Annotated in this window: 15 protein-coding genes; 1 reads left to right on the top strand and 14 read right to left on the bottom strand. The window is 75.5% G+C overall.

The window, feature by feature from the left end:
* Window positions 1-20: 20 nt before the first annotated feature.
* Genes J4557_RS15115 through J4557_RS15095 form a run of 5 tightly spaced genes read right to left on the bottom strand, consistent with a single transcriptional unit; the run spans window position 21 to window position 6,462 of the window.
* Entirely contained in the window at window positions 21-1,142 is a 1,122-nt protein-coding gene (locus J4557_RS15115; protein ID WP_208267163.1) for a glycosyltransferase, read from the bottom strand.
* Window positions 1,139-1,816, bottom strand: a complete 678-nt coding sequence (locus J4557_RS15110; protein ID WP_208267162.1) for a polysaccharide deacetylase family protein — start codon at window positions 1,814-1,816, stop codon at window positions 1,139-1,141. Before J4557_RS15110 ends, J4557_RS15115 begins: the two co-directional genes overlap by 4 nt.
* Complete coding sequence (locus tag J4557_RS15105; protein ID WP_307799814.1) at window positions 1,788-3,644, bottom strand: lipid II flippase MurJ; 1,857 nt, start codon at window positions 3,642-3,644, stop codon at window positions 1,788-1,790. Before J4557_RS15105 ends, J4557_RS15110 begins: the two co-directional genes overlap by 29 nt.
* The gene (locus J4557_RS15100; RefSeq protein ID WP_208267161.1) at window positions 3,641-4,999 is read right to left on the bottom strand and encodes an O-antigen ligase family protein; all 1,359 of its coding nucleotides are present in this window, start codon (window positions 4,997-4,999) and stop codon (window positions 3,641-3,643) included. Before J4557_RS15100 ends, J4557_RS15105 begins: the two co-directional genes overlap by 4 nt.
* Window positions 4,996-6,462, bottom strand: coding sequence for a sugar transferase (locus J4557_RS15095; RefSeq protein ID WP_208267160.1), 1,467 nt, complete (start codon window positions 6,460-6,462; stop codon window positions 4,996-4,998). Before J4557_RS15095 ends, J4557_RS15100 begins: the two co-directional genes overlap by 4 nt.
* 672 nt (window positions 6,463-7,134) lie before the next feature.
* Between J4557_RS15095 and J4557_RS15090 the strand changes: the two genes are divergently transcribed.
* Window positions 7,135-8,352 carry a L,D-transpeptidase gene (locus J4557_RS15090; protein WP_208267159.1) on the top strand — a complete coding sequence of 406 codons (1,218 nt, stop codon included), beginning with the start codon at window positions 7,135-7,137 and terminating at the stop codon, window positions 8,350-8,352.
* Window positions 8,353-8,531: 179 nt separating this feature from the next.
* On the opposite strand, the gene J4557_RS15085 is transcribed toward J4557_RS15090, so the two are convergent.
* The 9 genes from J4557_RS15085 to J4557_RS15045 form a co-directional block, all read right to left on the bottom strand.
* Window positions 8,532-10,616, bottom strand: coding sequence for a hypothetical protein (locus J4557_RS15085; protein WP_208267158.1), 2,085 nt, complete (start codon window positions 10,614-10,616; stop codon window positions 8,532-8,534).
* Window positions 10,598-10,981 (bottom strand): CBS domain-containing protein, encoded by a 384-nt coding sequence (locus tag J4557_RS15080; RefSeq protein ID WP_208267157.1) that lies wholly within the window; start codon window positions 10,979-10,981, stop codon window positions 10,598-10,600. Before J4557_RS15080 ends, J4557_RS15085 begins: the two co-directional genes overlap by 19 nt.
* Window positions 10,982-11,089: 108 nt before the next feature.
* Window positions 11,090-12,799, bottom strand: coding sequence for an FAD-dependent oxidoreductase (locus tag J4557_RS15075; protein WP_208267156.1), 1,710 nt, complete (start codon window positions 12,797-12,799; stop codon window positions 11,090-11,092).
* A 133-nt stretch (window positions 12,800-12,932) separates the two neighbouring features.
* Window positions 12,933-14,156, bottom strand: coding sequence for a PucR-like N-terminal domain-containing protein (locus tag J4557_RS15070; RefSeq protein ID WP_208267155.1), 1,224 nt, complete (start codon window positions 14,154-14,156; stop codon window positions 12,933-12,935).
* Window positions 14,157-14,398: 242 nt separating this feature from the next.
* A complete protein-coding gene (locus tag J4557_RS15065; protein ID WP_208267154.1) occupies window positions 14,399-14,950 on the bottom strand; it encodes a hypothetical protein in 552 nt (183 codons plus the stop codon).
* A 14-nt stretch (window positions 14,951-14,964) separates the two neighbouring features.
* Window positions 14,965-15,495 carry an Rv1363c family protein gene (locus J4557_RS15060; RefSeq protein WP_243775813.1) on the bottom strand — a complete coding sequence of 177 codons (531 nt, stop codon included), beginning with the start codon at window positions 15,493-15,495 and terminating at the stop codon, window positions 14,965-14,967.
* A gap of 14 nt (window positions 15,496-15,509) precedes the next feature.
* Complete coding sequence (locus tag J4557_RS15055) at window positions 15,510-16,031, bottom strand: hypothetical protein (protein WP_208267153.1); 522 nt, start codon at window positions 16,029-16,031, stop codon at window positions 15,510-15,512.
* Window positions 16,028-16,597, bottom strand: coding sequence for a hypothetical protein (locus J4557_RS15050; protein WP_208267152.1), 570 nt, complete (start codon window positions 16,595-16,597; stop codon window positions 16,028-16,030). The genes J4557_RS15055 and J4557_RS15050 overlap by 4 nt, the downstream gene beginning before the upstream one ends.
* Window positions 16,597-17,871, bottom strand: coding sequence for an MCE family protein (locus J4557_RS15045; protein WP_208267151.1), 1,275 nt, complete (start codon window positions 17,869-17,871; stop codon window positions 16,597-16,599). Before J4557_RS15045 ends, J4557_RS15050 begins: the two co-directional genes overlap by 1 nt.
* Window position 17,872: the final 1 nt, after the last annotated feature.

Raw genomic sequence — 17,872 nt, 5'->3', positions numbered from 1 at the left:
GTGACCCTTCTCTCGTGCCCTCAGGTCGGGATGGATTCGCGGGCGGGCCGCGTCCGCCCGGCGCTCGGCGCGCCGCCGGTGTAGAGGCGGGCGAGTCCGGCGGCCTGCTCCGCGATGGCGTAGCGGTGGACGGCCGGCGGCACCGGGACCCGTCCGGCGCGGCGCCCGAAGGCGGCGCTCCAGGCGTCCGGTCCGGCGGCGGCGGGCAGGCGGGTGGCGTGCGGCGCCTCGTCGCGGGGCAGGTCGTCGAGGGCCGGGCAGGCGGTGCGGACGACGGGGAGCCCGGCGGCGAGCGCCTCCAGGACCCCGACGCCGAACGTCTCCTGCGCGGACGGCGCGGCGTACACGTCCATCGCGGCGAGGACGGACGCGACGTCGTCCGTCCGGCCCGTGAAGACGGCGCGGCCGGTGAGGCCGAGCGCCGCGGCGAGCCGTTCGAGCCGTGCGCGCTCGGGGCCGTCGCCCGCGACGAGCAGGCGGGCATCGGGCGTCCGGGCGGCGGCGCGGACGAGCAGGTCGATCCGCTTGGTCGGGACGAGGCGGCCTACGGTGCCGGCGACGTGGGCGTCCATGGGGATGCCGAGGCGGCGGCGGGTCGCGGCGCGCCGCTCCGGGTCGTAGGCGAAGGCGGCGGGGTCGATCCCGTTGGGGATGACCGTGACGCGGCCGGGCGGGACGCCCCAGGCGCGCAGCCGCGCCGCGACCGTCGGGGACACCGCGACCGTCATCGAGCCGAGGCGCTCGGTCGCCCGGTAGAGCGCCCGCACGGCGCGGGTGGTGCGGCGTCCCTCGATCTGCCCGTCGCCGAGGGAGTGCTCCGTGGCGATGATCCGCGGCGTCCCGGCGAGGCGGGCGGCGACGCGGCCGTAGACGCAGGCGCGGTAGAGGTGCGTGTGGACGACGTCGTACCGCCCGCCGCGGATCAGCCGGACGAGCCGCGGCAGCGCGGCGAGGTCCCGGTTCCCGCGCATGCCGAGCTCGTGGACGGGCACGCCGCCGCACCGGATCCGGTCGCCGAGCACGCCCGCGCGCGTCAGCGTCGCCACCTCGCACTCCACGGGCAGGTGGCGCAGGAGCAGCGCGAGCTGGTGCTCGGCGCCGCCGTGCTCCAGTCCGGTGATGACGTGCAGGACGCGGGTCACATGCGGCTCCGCCACTGCATCTGGTGCCGGACGAGCTTGGCGCGCAGCCGCAGGGGGCCGTCGCGGTCGCCGATGTAGGCGCGGCCGAGCGCGTGCCGGGACGGCTCGTCCGGGCGGATGTGGCAGGCGTAGTCGTACCCGGCGGCGCGGACCGCGTCGATCTCGCGGGCGCCGGCGCGCCCGTACGGGTAGGCGAGGCCGGTGACCTGCCGGCCGGTGATGTCCTCGAGGTCGGCGCGGCTCTCCTCGAGCTCCTCGCGCAGCTCGGTGTCGTCGACCTCGGGCAGCGGGACGTGGTGGCGGCCGTGCGAGGCGACCTCCATGCCGGTGTCGGCGACGGTGCGCAGCTGCTCGGCGGTCATGAGCGGCTTGCGGGGGCCGTCGTCCCAGGCGTTGTACGAGCCGACCCGCCCGGACACGGCGAAGACGGTGGCGCCGAACCCGTACCGGACGAGGACGGGCAGGGCGCGGGTGGCGAAGTCGGCGTAGCCGTCGTCGAAGGTGAGGCCGACGAGGCCGCGCGCGCGTCCCCCGGCGTGCTCGGCGAGCAGCTCCGCCATCCCGACGCCGCGCAGGCCGCGGGCCCGCAGCCAGGCCATCTGCCGCTCGAACCGGGGCGGCGAGACGGTCACCAGGTGCGGGTCCTCATCGTAGTGATCGATCGAGTGGTACATCAGCACCAGCGGCGGCGGTTCGACCTCCTGCGGAGGCCGCGCGGGCCTGGCCGCCGGTGCGGGCCTGGTCGTCGGCGCCGCCTCCGGCGCCGGTTCGGTCGGCTGGGTCACTGGTTCCCCCGGAAGGTGTGCGGCCGCGGCGGGCGAACGCGCCGGGCCTCCATGTGGGCCATGGGATGCCCCATGGCGCGATGAGGTCGCGTCCCGCCAGGGCGATCAGCGCGGCGAACGCGGCGGCGGTGGCGAGGCCGCCGGCGGCGAGCCGGACGATCGCGGGCGCCGCGCCCAGCGGCCCGGTGGCGAGCAGCGCTGCGGTGGCGGCGAGGGACGCGAGGACGGTGAGCCGGGCGAGGTCCGCGGCGACGCGGCGCAGCGGGATCGGTGCGACGCGCGCGCGCAGCCCGGCGAGGAGCAGGACGGCGGCGGCGGTGATGCCGGCGGCGTCGGCGGCGGCGAGCGCGGCCGTCCCGGCGAGGGCGGCGAACCCGGCGCAGACGGCGGCGGTGACGGCGAGGCCGCCCGCGAGGACGCCCGCGGGCCGCCACGGCGGCCGCTTCTGCGCGAAGAACGCGCGGGCGGCGAGCCCGACGGTCGACTGGCCCCACAGCCCGAGCGCGTAGACGCGCAGGGTGGCGGCGGTGTCGCGGGTGTCGGCGGCGGTGAACTCGCCGTGCTGGAACAGCACCCGGATGACGTCGGGCGCGAAGGCGACGAGGAACGCGGACGCGCTCAGCACGAGCCCGCCCGCGATGACGAGGTCCTGCCGGATGCGGCGGGCGACGCCGCCGGTGTCGCCGTCCGCGGACGCGCGCGCGAGGCGCGGGAACGTCACGGTGACGATCAGCAGCGACAGCACCATCGGGACCTGCGCGACCTTCTGCGCGTAGTTGAGGTGCGAGATCGACCCGGCGGCGAGGCCGGAGCCGATGAACCGCTCGACGAACACCTGCGCCTGGCGGGTGACGGTGTAGACGACGACGGGCGCGACGGCGGCGAGGCCGAGCCGCAGGTCGGCGGCGCCGGTCCGGGGCGCGGCGTCCTCGCGCAGGCAGCGGACGAACGCGGGGAGCTGCACGGCGACCATGAGCACGCTGCCGCAGGCGACGCCGATCGCGGCGCTCATGATCCCGACGAGCCCGGCGAACCCGGCGATCAGCGCGAGGATCCCGATGTTGTAGGCGAGGTAGATGGCGGCGGGCGGCCCGAAGCGGTGGTGGGCGCGCAGCGTCGCGCTCATGAACCCGGCGGCGCCGAACGTGACGACGGTGACGGCGGTCAGCCGGACGCACTGGACGGCGGGCCCCGGCTCGGACAGCCCGGGCGCGAGCGCCTCGACGACGGCGGGGGCGGCGATCCCGAGCGTCAGCGTGACGGCGGTGAGACCGAGGACCATCCGGGGCAGGGTCGTCGCGGTGAGGGCGCGCACGCCGCCGCCTCCGGCGAGGAGCCGGGTGACGACCGGGACCATGAGCAGCGCCATGGCGTCCTCGATGAGCAGCGGCGACACGGTCTCGGGGATCGTCCAGGCGACGAGGAACGCGTCGGTGGCGCCGCTCGCGCCGAACCGGTGCGCCATGACGAGGTCGCGCAGGAACCCGAGGCCGGTGCCGGCGGCGATGAGCACGCCCGACAGCGCGGCGGCCCGCCCGATCGACACGCCCCGCCCCGCGCCGGACGCCGCGCCGGGCGCCGCGCCGGGCGCCGCGTCCTGCGCCGCGCAGTCCGCCGGGCAGGCCGCCGCGTCCTGCGCCGCCTTTCGCGCCGCGCCGGGCGCCGCGTCCTGTGCCGCCTTCCGCGCCGCGCCGGGCGCCGCGTCCCCCGCCGTCACCCGCGCTCCTCGCCTGCGGGCCCGGTGCCGGGCGCGCGGCGGAGACCGAAGGCGCGGCAGGCGGCGGCGCCGAGGAGGATGCCGGTGAGCACGCAGGTCGGGCCGCCCATGTCCGCGTACAGGAAGTTGACGAGCAGGAACGCCGTGAACGCGGCGCCGATGAGCCAGAACGGGTCGCGGGCGTCCCGGCGCGTCCACAGTCCCCACAGGACCGTGCCGAGCAGCGCGGCGAACCCGGCGAAGCCGAGCGCGCCCTGCTCGGACAGGATCAGCAGGTACTCGTCGTGCGGCGACAGCAGCGGCTGCCGCGTGTAGCCGTTGACGGGGTCGTCGGTCTCGCTGCCGGACGACAGCTCGATGCCCGCGTAGGTGTCCCGGTAGGCGGGGAAGTTCTTCACGCCGACGCCGGTGACGGGATGGTCGGCCCAGATCCGCCCGGCGGCGGCCCACAGGTCGTAGCGGTCGCTGACGGACTGGTCCGGCGCGCTCACCGAGCCGGCGATCGACGCGTACCGCTGCGCGATCGCGCCGCCGCCGAGCACCCCGAACGCGACGAGCCCGAGCGCGGCGCAGCAGACCGCCGCCTTCACCGCGAGCCACCGGTCGAAGACCAGCAGCATCAGCCCGACGGCGGCGGCGAGCGCGATCCAGCTCCCCCGGCTGAGCGCGAGCAGCAGCGCGAGCGCCAGCACGCCGAGCCCGGCGAGCGCCACCGGCACCGCGGCGGCCCCGTAACGCGGCGCGACCAGCGTGAACGCCGTCAGCACCAGGAGCGCGAACCCGACGACGACGGACATCGCCATGACGTCGACGGCGCCGAACGTGCCGACCGCCCGGACGTTCGCGCCGCCGATCGACGCGCCCGCGCCGGTGGCCGCCTGCCAGATCCCGTACAGCGCCTCGCCGAGCCCGAGCCCGAGCACCGCGCCGAACACGATCCCGAGGTCGCGGCGGTCCCGGACGAGCAGCACGACGGCGAGCGGCACCAGCACGAAGATCTGCACGTCCCGCACGAACCCGGACAGGCTGGACGCGATGTCGGGGGAGGCGACGGTCGTCACGCCGAGCGTCGCGGCGAGGGGCGCGAACGCCCAGAGCGCGCGGGGCGGCATCGCGATCCGCCCCCGCGCGACCAGCAGCGCCGCCGCGAAGATCATGACGGCGCTCGCGCAGTCCCCGGCGGTGACCTGCACCCCGCCGTCGGCGCCCGCGGCCGCGCCGCCCCCGCCGGGCGGGACGCCGACGCACGCGACGGTCGCCGCGACCAGCCAGCTCGGCCGGGCGAGCAGCCCGGCGAGCGCGCGCCGGGACGTCCGCGGCGCCCTCTGCCAGGGGAGGGGGACGGCGGCCGTCATGCGGCGTCCCGGCACAGCATGGCCCGCACCGTCAGCAGCAGGATGCGCAGGTCGGACGCGAACGTCCAGTGGTCGATGTAGTGGTTGTCGAGGCGGGCCCGCAGCTCGATGGAGGTGTCGCCGCGGAAGCCGTGCACCTGCGCCCAGCCCGTCATGCCGACCGGGACGCGGTGCCGCAGCATGTAGCCGGGGCACGACCGGGAGAACTGCTCCACGAAGTGCGGGCGCTCCGGGCGCGGCCCGACCAGGCTCATGTCGCCGCGGACGACGTTCCACAGCTGCGGCAGCTCGTCCAGCGACGTGCGGCGCAGGAACCGGCCGACGGGCCCCATCCGGCGGTCGCCCTCGACGGTCCAGCGGGTGTCGGACTCCTGCTCGTCCGCGGGCTTGAGCGTGCGGAACTTCAGCAGGACGAACTCCTCGCCGCCGCGGCCGATCCGGCGCTGCCGGAACAGCACGCCGGGGCCGCCTTCGAGCCGGACCGCGACGGCGCACGCGGCGAGCACCGGCGCCGCCAGGACCAGCGCGGCCAGGCCGACGGCGAGGTCGAGGGCGCGCTTGGCGAACCGGGGCGCCGCGCCGCGCAGCCGCCAGTCGACGCGCGCGCACGGCAGCCCGGCGAGGTACTCGCGCCGCGCGGGCGCGACCGGCACGACGTCCGAGGGCTGCTGGACGAGCAGCGTCTCGCACGGCAGGCCGAAGCAGATCCGCAGCACGGCGTCGAGCCGGCCGGGGTGGACGTCCTCGGCGACGATCACGACGGTGTCGGCGCCGTGCTCCTCGACGAGGCCGGGCAGGTCGGCGGCGTCGCCGAGGACCGGCTGGCCGGACGCCGCGTCCGGGCCGCCGGCCCCGACGAGCCCGACCGGGGCGAGCCCGAACTCGCCGCGCGCGCACAGGATGTCGACGACGTGGTCGCTCGTCGCGCCGGTCCCGACGACGAGGGCCGTGCGGGCGCGGGACCGGCGGCACCGGTAGGTGCGGGCCGCGGCGTTCCCGAACGCGCGGGCCGCCAGCGCGAGCACGCCGGCGACGGACGCGATCAGCAGCCACGCGGCCGTCCCGGCCCGCGCCGGGGCCGCGCCGGGCGTCAGGACGGGCAGCAGCGCGGCGGCCAGCGCGCCGACGACGAGCGTCCGGACCAGCACCGGCCGCACGTCCGCGAGCAGCGACGGGCTGCGCCGCACCCGGTACAGCCCGCCCGAGGCGTTCAGCGCGACCAGGGCGGCGGCCGCGGCGGCGGGCAGCGCCCCGTCCGGTCCGGCGCCGCGCGCGACGGCGACGGCGGCGGCCATCGCCCAGCCGTCCGCGACGGCGAGGCAGGCCGGGTACAGCACGGCGAGCGGTGCGAGGGCGCGGCGGCGGCGCGGCGGGAGCGGCGGCAGGGGCGGCAGGGCCGGGGGCGCCTCCGGGCCGGCGGACGCGCTGGAGTCGACGGAGGCGCTCAGCCCCTGGGCTCTCATCTCGCGCGTCCCTTCGCTGACAGAACCTCACCGGCAGGTGACTTCGCGGTGCCCGCGGTGCCGCGACGCTGCGCGCATTCCCCGCCGCCGAACATGGGGTCCGCGGGCGGCCATGATCCAGCATCGCAGCACGTTCCGGCGCTGATCACCGCTTTTAACGAAGGCCACCGCAGACTTGAAGAGAAGATCGACACTGTCCGGGTGCTACCCACGTGACCTGCGATGATGACCCCATCACCGCTCATCGCTTTCACCAAGAAACACCAAGGACGCAATCACCGAACAGGTCCTTGCATTTTCATATCCGGCGACGCCGACGACACATTTCCTTTTCGCCCGTCCCCGCGCCGATTGCGAGCCTTGACATGCGTTCCCCGGTCCCGCCGCCGCCCCTGCGGCGGCCGCCCCGGCGGCGGCGGGCGCCCGTCCGGCCGCCCCGGCCCCCGGAACGGATGGTGCGCCAGGGGCGAAAGATGCGAAGAACGCCCCCCACGGGGCGAACCTTCGGGGCACGATGGACGTCACATGTGATCGGGCGTGAAAACCGGCCGTCCCCCCTGGTGCGGGCCGGGAAGACAGGGCCGTTCGTCAGCGATCTCGTTGCGGGGTCCGCGCCCCGCCGGGTTCGGGTGGGCTGGATGAGGGAGAACGGTGCGAGGGAAGTCCTTTGCGGTGGTCGCTGTGGTCCTGGGACTGGCGACGGCGTGCGGTGGCAGCGGCGGCGAGGGCGGGACGACGGCGGCGGGCGGTGAGGACGGCGCCCCCAAGGTGACGATCACCCCCGCGAACGGCGCCGGCAAGGCGCGCCCGGACGAGGGCGTGACCGTGACGTCGTCGGGCGGCACGCTGGGCCAGGTGTCGGTGAAGCTGAAGGGCGCCGAGGTGCCCGGCCGGCTGTCGGCCGACAAGACCCAGTGGCATTCGACCTGGACGCTGCAGCCGGGCGGCAGCTACCAGGTGTCGGCGACCGCGACCTCTCCCAAGGGCAAGGCGACGACGGCCACCAGCGCGTTCCGCGCGAGCAGGGCCACCGCCGCGACCACGATCAACAACGTGGTGCCGAGCCCGAACGAGACGGTCGGCACCGGGATGCCGGTCTTCATCCAGTTCAACAAGGCCGTTCCGGTCAAGGCGCGCGCCGCCGTCGAGAAGAGCATCGAGATCTCCTCGACCACGCCGACCGAGGGCGCGTGGCGGTGGCTGGCACCGGGCGAGTCGTTCAACGGGCTGCCGTCCCTGGTGTTCCGGCCCAAGCACCCGTGGGCGCCGCACCAGCGGGTGTCGGTCACCGTCCACTACGCCGGGGTGAAGATCGGCGACAACGTGTTCGGCGCCAAGGACGTGACCCGCAAGTTCAAGATCGGCGACTCCCACACCGTCCAGGTCAACGCCAGGACCGACAAGCTCGTCGTGAAGAAGAACGGCCGGACGGTCCGCACCTGGGGCGTCAGCCTCGGCGCGGGCGGCGACGTCCAGTCCGACGGCGTCGACCACCTGCTCACCACCAGCGGCGTCCACCTCACCATGGACCACAGCCGCCTGGAGCGGATGCGCCCGCCGGGCAAGAAGAAGGGCGACCCCGGCTGGTACGACGAGCAGGTCCCCTTCGCGACCCGCATCTCCAACAGCGGCGAGTACATCCACCAGAACATGGACGACCCGACCTGCCTGGGGAACCGCAACTGCAGCCACGGCTGCGTCCGCTCCCCCGCGGGCGACGCCCAGTGGTTCTACAACTGGTCCTACCGCGGCGACCTGGTCACGATCACGGGCACCAAGCGCCAGCTCCAGTGGACGAACGGCTGGGGCTACTGGCAGCTCCCGTTCACGAAATGGGCGCAGGGCAGCGTCCTCGGCAAGCCCGTCACCACCACCGCCCTGAGCGGCTGACCCGCACCCCCGCGTCCCTCACGGCCGCGCCGATCCCCCCGGGACCGGCGCGGCCGTTCCCGTCCGCAGCCCCCGCGACCAGGCGTCCGGGAACATCCGGCACCTGAGGAGCCGATCGACTCGTCCCGCCACCCGCGCGTCCGCACCGCGACGGGGTTCCGCGGCCGGACTCTGACGGCTCATCGCCTCCCCATTCGCTCGGTACGGCCGTTCGGCCGCGTCGATCGTGTGCGCGCCCGCCCGTTCGGCTCGGCCTCGTGCCCGCTCCCGGCGGGCCGGTCGTGACCGTCGAGGTCGACGGTGCCCAGGCCGCGCGCCGCCCGGAACCGGGAGACCATCTCGTGGGCGAGGGCGCGGGGGGTGTCCAGGTGCTCCCTGGCCTCGACGAGGAGGGCCAGCGGCGGGGGCCCGTCCGCCGCGCCGCGTCTCAGCTCCGCCAGCGTGGCCGCGCGGTCCGGGCCGAACGCCGCCGCGACGGTCGCGAGGAAGTACAGCGGGGTCAGGAGCCGGTCGCGGACCAGCGGGTCCCGGCCGTCGCCCGGCAGCCGGCGGCAGGCCGCGAGGATCTCCTCCGGCCTCGTGCCCGGCCAGTTCTCGTCGAGCAGCAGCCGGATCGCCGGCGCGGCCGTCGCGACCCGCCGCGCCTCCTCCTTCACCTCGGCGACCTCCCTGACCACCAGCCGGGCGGAGAGCCCCTCCAGCGTGGTCGCCCCGTCGCGGCCTTCCTCGATCAGAAGCCGCGCGTACCGCAGCAGGTCGCGGGGGTTCCCGGCGGACATCACGGTGCACAGCGCCGAGAACGGGCGGGAGATGCCGGTCAGCCGGGCGGCCAGCAGTTCGTGGGCGTCGGCGAAGGTCAGGCGCCGCATCCGCATCGACTCGTCGAACGCGGACGCGAGGTCCGCGCCGCGCCCGTCCGGGCCCGGCTGCGGAACGGCGACGACGTACAGGCAGTAGGGGGAGCCGAACACCGCCTTGACGCCGTTCACGAACCGCTCCGCGGCCTCCGGATCGTGGATGCGGTCGACCTCGTCGATACCGATGATCAGGGTGCCACCGCCGGGCTGTCCCAGGCGGGACTGCCGCAGGCGCCCGACCTCGGCGGCGAACTCCCGGTAGACCTCGATCAGCTCCGGCAGCGCGAGCCCGTTCTCCGTCAACTGGTGGTCGCGGGACCGTCCGAGCCGCAGCGACGACCCCAGCCCGAGGCCCCCGCTGTACCCCGTGGTGCGGGCCGAGGTGTACTCCAACCGGCGCAGGTACCGCCGCGCCTCGCGACGGAGCCGCGACAGTTCCTGCATCTGCTGCCGCACCCGCGTCACTGCGCCGCCGCTCCCCGCACCCAGCGGAGCGAGCGCGACGGAGGTCTCGCCCCACCCCGCGAGCGGCGCCCACCACCGCCGGGTGGAGGGCTCCCGCCAGACGGGGTGGTCGAGGACCGTCCGGCACAGCTCCTTGAACAGGTGCCGGACGAAGTCGTGGACCTCGTACCCCATCGGCGCGGACACGATCAGACCGCGCTCGGGTGCGGGCGCCTCGCCGTCCGATGTGGCGCGTTCGGGGCCGCAGAGGCTCTGCAGCAGCGCCGACTTCCCCGTTCCCGGCGGTCCGGAGATCCCGATGCTTCCGGAGGTCATCGTCCCGGCGAGGCTCCGGAACTCGCTGGTCGCTCCGGTCGCCGCCATGTCCTGGCCGCCGGACGGCGCGGTCGGGCCGGTGGCGGACCGCACGTGGAAGCCCTGCTCGCGATCGGGCGTGTTCACGGCCTCGTTGACCAGCCGGCGGAGATGGGGCAGCACGACCCGTTCCCTGACGCGGTCGGAGTCGGCCGCGTCCAGGGCGAAGGGGAGGGGCCTGGTGGTGGTCGTGGTGAGGAGCAGGAGCGCGAGCCAGGCGGCGGCCGCCACGACCGCCGGCACCCAGCCCGCCAGGACCAGGAGGAGGGCGGCGCTCAGCGCGAACGCCGCGAGGAACCGCGGGGTCGCGGGCCGGCTCCCGGCAGGCTGGAGCCACGGACGTCTCGTGGTCGCGGCGCCGCGGGGCGCGAGACGCACGCGGCGCTGGCGCAGCACGACCTGCTCGTGGAGGAAGGCCAGGTCGGCGGCCTCGTGCCTGAGCCGTTCCAGGACCGCCTGGGCAGTGAGCCCGGCGTGTGCGAGCGCGTCGCGGAACTCGTCGGACTCCAGGAGGGGGCAGGCGATGGGCTCGATGACCTCCCACCCCCAGCGCGAGACGGCCTCGCCCGCTACGGCTTCGTCTTGCATCGGAACAAGTTCCAGACGTCGTCGGTGGTGACGATGCCCGCCGGCCGGCCGCCGGCGACCACCACCGCGACGAGGTCTCCGGCGGCGGGCGAGGCGGCGATCTGGTCCCGCGTGACGGTCCCGACCGGACGCTCGTCGATGTCGGTGACGGGGAAGGCGGACTGCCGCGTCGTCAGCGCGACCGTCTCGAGGAAGGCGCGGGCGGGCTGCCACGTGCGTCCGTGGTCGGGACGGGGCGTCATGACGTCGGAGACCCGCAGGCCCGCGGCGTCCGGGCGCGGATCGGTCCAGAAGTCCTCGGCCGCGGGGACCCGGACCGGAACGGGCACGGGGACTGCGGGTGCGGGGATGCTGTGCGTCACCATGAGAACCCCCTCCGACCGTGGTCGTGGTTCCAGGGTTCCCGGGTTCCGCCCGCACCCGTAGGGACCTTCGTCCCGCCGCGCCGCGAAACGGCCCCGTGCCCGCCGTGGTCAGACGAGGGGGAGGAGCGCGGCTGGGGCGCCTTCCGGGACGGACGGGGAGCGGGGCGCGACGCGCTCGACGCGGCGGTAGGGGGCGCCCGGCTCGGGACGGGGGTCCTTCTCGCCGCGGTTCGGCCAGAACGCCATCGCCCGCTCCGCCTGCGCCGTGATGGTGAGCGACGGGTTGACGCCGAGGTTCGCGGTGACCGCCGAGCCGTCCACGATGTGCAGGCCGGGGTGGCCGTGGACGCGGTGGTAGGGGTCGATGACGCCGGTCTCGGGCGTCTCGCCGATGACGCAGCCGCCGATGAAGTGCGCGGTGGTCGGGATGTTGAACAGGTCGAACCAGGTCCCGCCGGGGGTGGCGTCGAGCTCCTCGGCGAGCATCCGGACGGCCTTGTGCGCGACCGGGATCCACGTCGGGTTCGGCTCGCCCTCGCCGAGCCCGGCGGACAGGCGGCGGCGCCCCAGCAGGCCGCGCTTCTCGGTGACCGTGATGGAGTTGTCGGCGGTCTGCATGACGAGCGCGATGACGGTGCGCTTCGCCCAGTCCTTCAGCGACAGGCCGCGCAGGATGACCGTCGGGTGCCGGGCGGCCTGCCCGAGGAACTTCAGCCAGCGCGGCGCGCCGCCGCCGTCGACCAGCAGCGTCCGGATGAACCCCATCAGGTTGTTGCCGGCGCCGTAGCGGGTCGGCTCGATGTGGGTCTTGTCGTCCGGGTGGAACGAGGAGGTGATGGCGAGGCCGGTGCTGTGGTCGACGTCCTTCCTGCGGTGCCACACCGTCATCCGCTCGACGCCGAGGAGCGCCTCGGAGTTGGTGCGGGTCAGCTCGCCGAGCCGGGGCGACAGGTGCGGGAGGCGGCCGGCGGCGCGCATCCGGTGCAGGAGCCGCTGCGTGCCGTAGGTGCCGGCGGCGAACACGACGTGCTCGGCGGTCAGCGTCCGGCGCCGCTTCAGCAGCGGCGAGGTGCGCTCGATGTCGACCCTGTAGCCGCCGCCGTCCCGGGGCGTCACCGCCGTCACCGTCGTGTCGGCCAGCACCTTCACGCCGGCCTGCTCGGCCAGGTACAGGTAGTTCTTCGTCAGCATGTTCTTCGCGCCGACCCGGCATCCGATCATGCAGGAGCCGCACGCGGTGCAGGTCGTCCGGCGGGGGCCGGCGCCGCCGAAGAACGGGTCGTCGTGGTCCTCGCCGGGCTTGTCGCCGAAGTACACGCCGACGGGCGTCGGATGGTAGGTCTCCCCCACCCCCATGCGGTCGGCGACGCGCTTCATCGCCTCGTCCGCCGGGGTGACGAGCGGGTTGACGGTGACGCCGAGCATCTTCTGCGCCTGCCGGTAGAACGGCTCCAGCTCGTCCTGCCAGTCGGTGATGTGGCCCCACTGCCGGTCCTTGAAGAACGGCTCCGGCGGCACGTACAGGGTGTTGGCGTACACCAGCGAGCCGCCGCCGACGCCCGCGCCCGCGAGGACCAGGACGCCCGCCTTCCCGCCGACGAGGTGGATGCGCTGGATGCCGCGCATGCCGAGGCGCGGCGCCCACACGTACTTGCGCAGCCGCCACGACGTCTTCGGGAGCGTCTTCTCGTCGAAGCGGCGCCCCGCCTCCAGCACGGCGACCCGGTACCCCTTCTCCGCCAGCCGCAGCGCCGACACGCTGCCGCCGAAGCCGGAACCGACGACGATCACGTCGAAGTCGTAGGCGTCACCGGACATGGGAGCATCACCTCGCTGGGGGGACCGCCGGGCATGGGGTCCCCGACTATGGCGCCGCTCTCCGTCGCGCACCATGCACGCGGCGCAACGATTCGGCGGTCTTCTTGTCACCGAACTGACAAAAAACGGTCCGTCAGCGCGCGGCGCCGCGGTTCACGAGACGGGCGTGCAGGATCAACTCCATCTCCAGGCAGCGCCTCGGGTCCCGCAGGTCGTCCCCGAAGAGGTCCTGCAGGTGCCGCAGCCGGTACCGCACGGTCTGCGGGTGGACGCGCAGCCGGCGGCTCGCGTCCGCCGCGTTGAAGTTGTGCTCCAGGAGGGCCAGCAGCGTCTCCGCGAGCCTCTCCCTGCGCGCCGGCGGGACGGCGCTGAGCGGCGCCAGCCGGGTCGCGGCGGCGTCGTCGATCAGCTCGCCCGCCCGCGCGATCACCAGCGCGGGGACGTGCTCGGCGCTGCGGATCAGCCCGCCGTCCGGGATCACCCCGCGCGCCGCGAGCGACAGGGTCTCGCGGGCCCAGCGCAGCGAGTCCCGCGCCCGCGCGAGCGGCACCGCCGGACCGACCGCGACCGCCCAGTCGCGGAGCAGCGCGTCCGGCAGCCGGGGGCGGCCGGGCCCGTCGGGGTCCGGGACGATCAGGCAGGGCTCCGGCGCCCCGAAGTCGCACAGCAGCCCGTCGGCGGCCGGGGCCGGCGGCGTCCGGACGCCGTTCTCGCGGCGCTGCCGCGCCACCGCGACCGCCACCGTCGCGGGCAGCGGCCAGCGGGCCTCCCCGGCCAGCGCCGCGACCCGCGCCCCGTCCGCGGGCGGGTCGGCGAGCAGCAGGTGCAGCAGCCGGGCGCGGCGCCGCCGCTCGGCGGCCCGCAGCTCGGCGCGGGCGCCCCCGTCCGCGCGCGCCGCCGTCTCCGCCGCGTACCCGGCGGCGATCACCTCCGCCACCGCGTCCATGTAGCAGAACTGGGCGTCCACGACGAGGCTGAGCGCGCCGAGGTCGAGGTCGAGGCCGCCGGGCACGGCCGCGAGCGTCCGCCACGCCGCGAGCGCGGACCGGCGCAGCGCCTGCTGCACCTCCACCGGGTCGCGTCCCTCGCGGGCCAGGTGCCGGCCGGCGCGCAGGTAGAACGCCGCCACCCGCTCCCATCCGGCGCCGGGGTCCTCGACCAGGTCGCAGAAGTGCCGGATCCCCGCGACGATCCCGGCCCGCGCCCGCCCGGCCTCCTCGTCGCCGAGCGGCGGGTCGCCGCGCCGCAGCTCGTTCAGGACCCCGTCCGCCGCCCGGCCCACCTGGGGCCGCAGCCGTGCCGCCACCCCCGCCGGGACGGCCTCGAAGGGCCGCACGTCCAATCCCGTTCGCACCACGCGTCGATCCCCCTGTCCCAGGCCCGCCGGTCGGCGGCGCTCCCAGGATCGCGGATCGGACCCGATTCCGATTGTCGCTGGAATAAACCGTTCGGCGCGCTTTCGTGGAGTCGACTGACAAAAGCGCGGGCCGGATGACGGTGCCGTTTCGCAATTCCTGAAAGACAGTGAAATCGTCGCCCGGACGCGGGGCGGACAGGCCGTTTCCACTGCGTCCCGGCCGGTCGGCGCAGAGGCGCACGCTACTGGAACGTGTCAATATTCGTGATCCGCCATTGGCGGGAATGGTGCACGGCGGTGACGGCGAGCATGGCGGGGGACGTGGTGCTCTTGCCGTCGCTGGTGCGGGTCGTCTGCTGGTCGGCGTAGACGAGGAGGCGGGCGCGGCCGTCGCGGAGATCGGTGACGGCGCTGTCGGTCACCTTCGTGCTGAGGACGGTCTTCTGCTGCGGCGCGTCGGCGCGGACGCGCGTCATCAGCGCCCCGTACTGGCGGACGGCCGCGCCGGTGAGGCAGGTGCGCGCGGCGGTGTCGGTGCGGCCGGGGTCGGTGTAGGTGTAGGAGAACAGCCGGCCGACCATGTCGGCGACGGCGCCCTTCACCTCGCTGGTGGCGGCGCTGTCGGTGAGGGCGGTGTTCCGGACGGCCGGGTCGGCGCGGACGTCGCGGGCCTGCCGGTGCATCCAGACGCCGGACGCGGCGAGCAGCACGGCGAGCAGCCCGAGGACGGCGGGCGAGGCGGCGGCGGACCTCCGGCGGGCGCCGCCGAGGATGCGGGTGGTGTGCGCGGCCATGGCGGGCCGTCCTCTCACGTCGTGCCCGTCGGGGCCTGGCCGAGGTCGCTGAGCTTCCAGCCGCCGCCGGTGCGGGCGAGGCGGCCTTCGAGCCGGTTCTGCTTGGTGACGGGGGCGCCGCCCGGCGGGGTGACGGTGGTCTCGACGGCGACGAGCACGCTCGCCTTGCCGGACCGCTCGTCCAGTTCGGACACGGCCGCGCCGAGGATCCTGGCGGTGGTGACGGTGCGGGCCGTCCGGACCCGGTCGGTGAAGCCGGCGCGGTCCTGGGCGATCTGCTGGTGGAGGTCGCCGGTGGTGGAGTCGAGCCAGGTCCTCAGCCCGGCGTCGACGGCGCGGTAGTCGAGGGTGTTGAGGTTCTGGACGCCCTGCTCCGCGCTCTGCAGGACGTCGTCGCGGGTGCGGGAGTAGGCGTAGGCGCCGTCGTGGGCGGCGGTGTACCAGTTCCAGCCGGCCCAGGCGGCGAAGAGGGCGGCGAGGACGGCGCAGCACGCGGCCGTCCGCCGCACGGTGTCCAGCGTCTGCGGGGCGTCCGATTCCGGCATGGCGGGCCTCCCGGTCACGCGGACTTCAGTTCGGTGATGCGCCAGTGGCCGTCGTCGCGGTGCGCGGTGACGGTGAGCTGGGCGGCGGCGGGGGTGCCGTCGGGCCGCCCGGCGCGGGTCGCGGTCTGGTCGAGGAGGACCAGCAGCCGCGCGGTGTCGCCGACCAGGGAGATCACGCCGGCGCGGATGACGCGGGTGGTGAGCGTGACGCGCTGGGAAGGCGCCTGCCGCGCCACCTGGCCGAAGATCTTCGTGTACTGCGCGGCGGCGGGCCCGGCGAGCACGTCGGCCGCGGCGCGGCGCGCGGCGTCCACGTCGGCCGGCGTGTAGCTGAAGACGCGGCTGAGCGCGGTGGACACGTCGCCGGTGACGTCGGTGGTGGCGACGCCGTCGAGGACGGCCCGGTCGTGCGGGGCGTCGCCCGCGCCCGCGCTTCCGTCGCGGAGCCGTCCGGCGACCGGGTGCAGCAGCAGCGCGATCAGCACGAGCCCGAGCGCGATCCCGAACGGCCTGGCGAGGCCGAGGAGGCGGCTCACCGGGCACCGGCCGGGATCGCGGTGAGCGATTCGAGCTTCCAGCCGGCCGCGGTGCGGACCGCGCCGGCTTCGAAGCGCTTGCGCTGCAGGGTGGGGGCGCCGCGCTGCGGGGTGAGGGTGACCTGCACGGACGCGATGACCTGGGCCTTGCCGGCGGCGGTGTCGAGGGAGGTGACGGCGGCGCCGGTGACGGTCGCGGACGCGCTGGTCCCGGACGCGCCGATCTTCGCGCGGTTCGCCGGTTCGTCGCGCTGGAGCTGGTCGTGCAGGGGCCCGGTGGTCGCGTCGAGCCAGGCCCTGAGCCCGGCGGACGGGTCGGAGCGGTCCATGGTGTTGAGCGCGGCGATCTCGCGGCCGGTGCTGCGCAGGACGAGGTCGCGTTCGCGTTCGGGGCCGGTCGCGCGGCCGCCGCCCGCCGGGAAGAGGGTGAAGGCAGTCCAGCCGAGGAAAGCGGCGGCGGCGAGGATCGCGGCCCAGCCGATGAGGCCCCATCCGGCGAGCAGGGGGCGGCGTTTCGCGCGAACCCCGGACCGGGGGCGGGGTTCGGCCTTCACGGTCGTGGTCATCAGTGCCCTCCGTTCAGGCCGAGCAGGGCGCTCATCCCGGCCGGGCCGGGCGCCACGCCGGGCAGCGCGAGCGCCCCCGGCAGCGCGGCGTTCGCCGACGCCGACGCGGACGCCGACGCCGTCCCGCCGCCGAGGACCGAGCCGGGCCGCGCAGCGGGCGGGACGGGCGGGTGCGGGGCGTTGGCCGACCCGCGCACGTTGATCCCGCTGGACGCGGGCGCCGTGCAGCGGGCCGCGGTGTTGAGGGCGGGGCCGGGGGACGTGTCGAGCCCGTTGCGGTACTCCGTCCCGCCGTATCCGGACGTGCAGGGCGGCGGGTCGAAGAAGGTGTTGACCATCCCGAGGTTCAGGCGTCCGTCGCGCGCGACGGTCAGCCCCATCGAGACGGCGGCGGGGAGCTTGGCGAGGAGCTGTTCGAGGCCGTCCGTCCGGGGCTGGAGGACGCGGGACGTGGTCAGGAGGTTCGCGACGAGGACGCTCATCGACGGGTCGAGGTCGCGGACGAGGCCCTGGAACTCGCCCGCGGCACCGGGCGCGGTGGACACGAGCCGGCGGAACGCGGGGTCGGAGGCGCGCAGCTGCGCCGCCAGCAGCCGGGCGTCGCGGCCGAACGCCTTGAGCGCGCCGGACTCCTCGTCCTGCGTGCGCAGGACGGTCTGGCCGTCGCCGATGAGGGAGCGCGTCGGTTCGATGTTCCGGTCGGCGGCCTCGGTGAGGCTGTGGCTGCTGTCCAGCAGCACCTGGAGGTCGGGGCCCTCCCCGGCGAAGGCCCGGCCGAGTTCGGCGACGACCGTCCGCAGCGAGCCGGTCGGGACGGACGCGGCGAGGTCGTTCACGCTGGTCAGCAGGTCGGTGACGGGCGCCGGCACGGTGGCGGAGGAGCGCGGGATGACCGACCCGGCGGCGAGGTAGGGCCCGGCGTTCGTGCGGGGGCGCAGGTCGATGTACTGCTCGCCGATCGCGGACCGGTTCGCCACGACGGCCTGGGTGTCGCGCGGCACCCTCGGCGCGGACCTGCGGATGCGCAGGTCGGCGATGACGCCGTCGCCGGTGAGGTCGAGGCCGCCGACGCGGCCGACCGAGGTGCCCCGGTAGGTGACGTCGGCGTTCTCCGCCAGCCCGCCCGCCTCGGGCAGGTCGGCCTTGACGACGTAGTAGTCCTTCAGCCCGACGTATCCGCCGAGGTCGGCGTAGTTCAGGCCGACGTAGCAGATCGCGAGCGCCCCGACGACGAGGAAGACGATGTTCTTGATCCTGGTGCCGGCGGTCAGCATC

The sequence above is a fragment of the Actinomadura nitritigenes genome (assembly GCF_017573545.1).
GTDB classification, from domain to species: Bacteria; Actinomycetota; Actinomycetes; order Streptosporangiales; family Streptosporangiaceae; genus Spirillospora; species Spirillospora nitritigenes.
Note: the sequence above shows the minus strand (reverse complement) of the source record. Positions and strands in the feature narration are given on the sequence as shown.